We start from the raw sequence: 3,551 nt of genomic DNA, 5'->3' as shown, positions 1-3,551 counted from the left end.
AGCCCGGCCAGGGCGTGCAGCCCGATCAGCCAGTAGCCGACCGTACCCAGCAGTTCGTGCCAGCCCTGGAGCTGCTTGGCCAGTGGCTTGTTCTCGGCCAGCAGCAGCGGCAGGTCGAGGCCGTAGAACATCACCTGATGGCCCTTGGCGCTGGTGGTCAGCCAGCCGAGGATCGGCATGGCGATCATGAACAGGTACAGCGCCCAGTGCATCAGGGTCGACAGCAGCCGTTGCCAGTGGGGCGGGGTGGGCAGGATCTTCGGCGCTACGCCCTGGGCGCGAGCGAACAGGCGCAGCCAGACCAGCGCAAACACTGTCAGGCCGAGCATGAAGTGGGCTTCGACAATCAGCGTGCGACCACCGCTGCCTTTGGGGAAGGTGCCGCGAAATTCGATACAGGCGTAAACCACGGCCAGTAGCACCAGCATCAACCAGTGCAGGGCGATCGTCATGGTGCTGTAGCGAGACTCAGTGTTTTTCCAGGGCATACGGGACATCCTCGGTCATCAGGTCTGAAGCCTCCGTTCTTGAGCGACGGAGTGCTTTAACTGTAATCCGCTTTATGCCGGTCTGCCTGGAGCTGTAGCGGCTTTTATCGCCCCCCTGTGCAGCGCCGGGGCGGTGGGCGGGTATGAAAAAACGGCGGCCCCGAAGGCACCGCCGTTTTTTAATATTGCCCCGTGCCTGAATCAGTTGCCCTGGGGCATTTCCCCCCGGGCCAGGCGCTGGTTGATGTCGGCGATCACCTGGGGCAGGTCGGCGATGGTGTCGATCAGGTAGTGCGGGCGCGAAGCCTCGAACAGCTTGTGGATGCGCTTGCGCTCGCTGGCCAGGGTGTCGCTGGCCAGGGCCCGGTAGCCTTCGTAGGTCAGGCCCAGGGCATTGCCCGAGCAGGTCAGCGCCACGGTCCACATGCCGGCGCGGCGGCCTTCGAGAATGCCCGGTACGGTGTCGTCGATCTTCACGCAGGCGGCCACGTCGTCGATGCCCAGGGCGATCACGTTGGCCAGGGCCTGGGCTGGCCATGGGCGGCCGTTGGGCACTTCGTCGGTGGCCACCACGTGGTCGGCGGTGTAGCCGTTGGTGGCGGCCAGGGCTACCACCTTGTCCATCACCTGCTTGGGGTAGCCGGAGCAGGAGCCGATCTTGATCCCCTGTTCACGCAGCTTGGCGATCACCTCCAGGGCGCCGGGGATCAGCGCCGAGTGCTCGGCGATCTTCTCGATCTGCAACGGCATGAAGCGTTCGTAGATGGCGGTCACATCGGCGTCAGTCGGGGTGCGGCCGAAGACCTTGCGATAGCGCTCGGCCACCTCCGGCAGGTCGCACAAGGTGCGGATGTGGTCCCACTTGCCCATGCCCATGGGGCCGCGGGCTTCTTCGATGGACACCTGCACATCGAACTCGGCGAAGGCTTCGACAAAGATCTGGGTCGGGGCAAAGGAGCCGAAGTCGACCACGGTGCCGGCCCAGTCGAGGATCGCCGCTTGCAGCTGAGAAGGGTTGCTGTAGTTCATGGTTTCGATGCCTGTGTAGGAGCGAGCTTGCTCGCGAAAAAAGGTTCGGTATCGCGTCGCCTGATTCGCGAGCAAGCTCGCTCCTACAGGCTCGGTGGGGAGTCAGATGTCGAGGACTTCCATCTCCCGCAGCACCTCGGCGATGGCGGTGACGGCAGCCTGCATGCCGCGGCGGTCGACATGGCCGATGCAGCCCACGCGGAAGGTTTCGACCTGGGTCAGCTTGCCCGGGTAGAGGATGAAACCCTTGGCCTTGACCCGCTCGTAGAAATCCTTGAACTGGTAGCGGGGATCTTTCGGGGCGTGGAAGGTTACGATGATCGGTGCCTGGATCGCTTCCGGCAGAAAACTGCGCAGGCCCAGCTCGCCCATGCCGTCGAGCAGTGTCTGGCAGTTGTCGGCGTAGCGGGCGTGGCGCGCCGGCAGGCCACCTTCCTCGGCGTATTGCAGCAGGGCTTCGTGCAGCGCGGCGACCACGTGGGTCGGCGGGGTGAAGCGCCACTGGCCGGTCTTGGCCATGTAGCTGTGCTGGTCGTGCAGGTCCATGGCCAGGGAATGGGCATTGCCGCCGGCCTGGGCCAGGGAGGCCTTGGCAGCGAAGACAAAGCCCATGCCGGGCACGCCTTCCAGGCATTTGCCGGAGGCAGCGATCAGCGCATCGAAGGGGATCTCCCGGGCATCGATGGGTAGCGCGCCGAAGGAACTCATGGCGTCGATGATCAGGCGCTTGCCATGGCTGGCCACCACCTGGGCGATTTCCGGCAGCGGGTTGAGGATGCCGGTGCTGGTTTCGCAGTGGATCAGCGCCACGTGGCTGATGCTGCTGTCGGCCTGGAGCAGGCGCTCGACATCCGCGGCCGTGGTGGGTTGGTCCTCGGCGGTTTCGAAGGTGCTGAAATCCCGGCCGAGCACTTCGCAGATCTTCGCCAGGCGCTTGCCGTAGGCACCGTTGATCAGCACCAGGACCTTGCCGTCGCGGGGCACCAGGGTGCCGATGGCCGCTTCCACGGCGAAGGTGCCACTGCCTTGCAGGGGCACGCAGTGATGGCTGTCGGCGCCCTGGATGATGGCCAGCAGCTGTTGGCACAGGCTGGCGGTCAGCTGGTTGAAGCGGTCATCCCACGAACCCCAGTCCACCAGCATTGCCTGGCGGGTGCGGGCGGAGGTGGTCAGGGGGCCGGGGGTAAGCAGGATTGGCTCGGCGATGCTCATGCTGTGTCCTCGAAAAGGTGGGGATGACGCTACGGGGACTAAATTGCAGTTTGCCTTGTCATCAATCAAATTGTTTGTTGTTATGCCAGCCATCAGTGAGGCCGATAGCTATGAACCTGTTTCAACTCCGCGCATTCGACGCCGTGGCCCGGGAAGGCAGCTTTACCCGGGCCGCCGGGCGGCTGTTCATCAGCCAGCCGGCGGTCACCGGGCATATCAAGGCCCTGGAAGAGCATTACCAGATCACCTTGCTGCGGCGCACTGCGCGCCGGGTGGAACTGACCGAAGAGGGCATCAAGCTGGCGGCCATTACCCGGGCCATGTTCGGCCTGGCGGAAGAGGCCCAGGCCATGCTCGAGGCCAACCGGCAATTGCTCACCGGGCGCCTGGAAGTGGCAGCGGACGGCCCCCATCTGGTCATGCCGATGCTGGCCAGCTTGCGGGCGCGCTACCCGGGGGTGACGGTCAACCTGCGCCTGGGCAATGCCCAGGAAACCCTGGCGGCGCTGTTGTCCGAGCATGCCGACGTGGCGGTGCTGACCGAAGTCGAGCCGCGCAAGGGCCTGCACCTGCAAAGCCTGGGCGAGTCGCGGATCTGTGCCCTGGTGCCCGATGGGCACCCTTGGCTGGAACTGGCCGAGGGCGTCGCCATCGAGCAGTTGGACCAGGTGATCATGGTGCTGCGCGAACCGGGTTCGATCACCCGCCGGACGTTCGATGAGGCCTGTGGGCTGGCCCAGGTCCAGCCCCGGGTGCTGCTGGAGCTGGACAGCCGCGAAGCGGTGACCGAGGCGGTGGCGGCGCACCTGGGGGTGGGCATTG

At 65.2% G+C, this 3,551-nt stretch carries 4 protein-coding genes; 1 reads left to right on the top strand and 3 read right to left on the bottom strand.

Translation table 11 applies throughout. From position 1 onward, the window contains the following. The 3 genes from F6S12_RS30500 to F6S12_RS30490 all read right to left on the bottom strand — a co-directional run. A partial coding sequence (locus F6S12_RS30500; protein WP_315869745.1) for a cytochrome b occupies positions 1-488 on the bottom strand: 488 nt, incomplete at its 3' end. 201 nt (positions 489-689) lie between these two features. Further along, complete coding sequence (gene phnX, locus F6S12_RS30495; RefSeq protein WP_047287945.1) at positions 690-1,517, bottom strand: phosphonoacetaldehyde hydrolase; 828 nt, start codon at positions 1,515-1,517, stop codon at positions 690-692. A gap of 102 nt (positions 1,518-1,619) precedes the next feature. Beyond that, complete coding sequence (locus tag F6S12_RS30490; protein ID WP_015636336.1) at positions 1,620-2,729, bottom strand: 2-aminoethylphosphonate--pyruvate transaminase; 1,110 nt, start codon at positions 2,727-2,729, stop codon at positions 1,620-1,622. A gap of 110 nt (positions 2,730-2,839) precedes the next feature. Between F6S12_RS30490 and F6S12_RS30485 the strand changes: the two genes are divergently transcribed. Beyond that, positions 2,840-3,551: LysR substrate-binding domain-containing protein (locus F6S12_RS30485; RefSeq protein WP_315869744.1), on the top strand; the 712-nt coding region annotated here is incomplete at its 3' end.

It is taken from the genome of Pseudomonas sp. JV245A (assembly GCF_032424515.1).
GTDB classification, from domain to species: Bacteria; Pseudomonadota; Gammaproteobacteria; order Pseudomonadales; family Pseudomonadaceae; genus Aquipseudomonas; species Aquipseudomonas protegens.
Note: the sequence above shows the minus strand (reverse complement) of the source record. Positions and strands in the feature narration are given on the sequence as shown.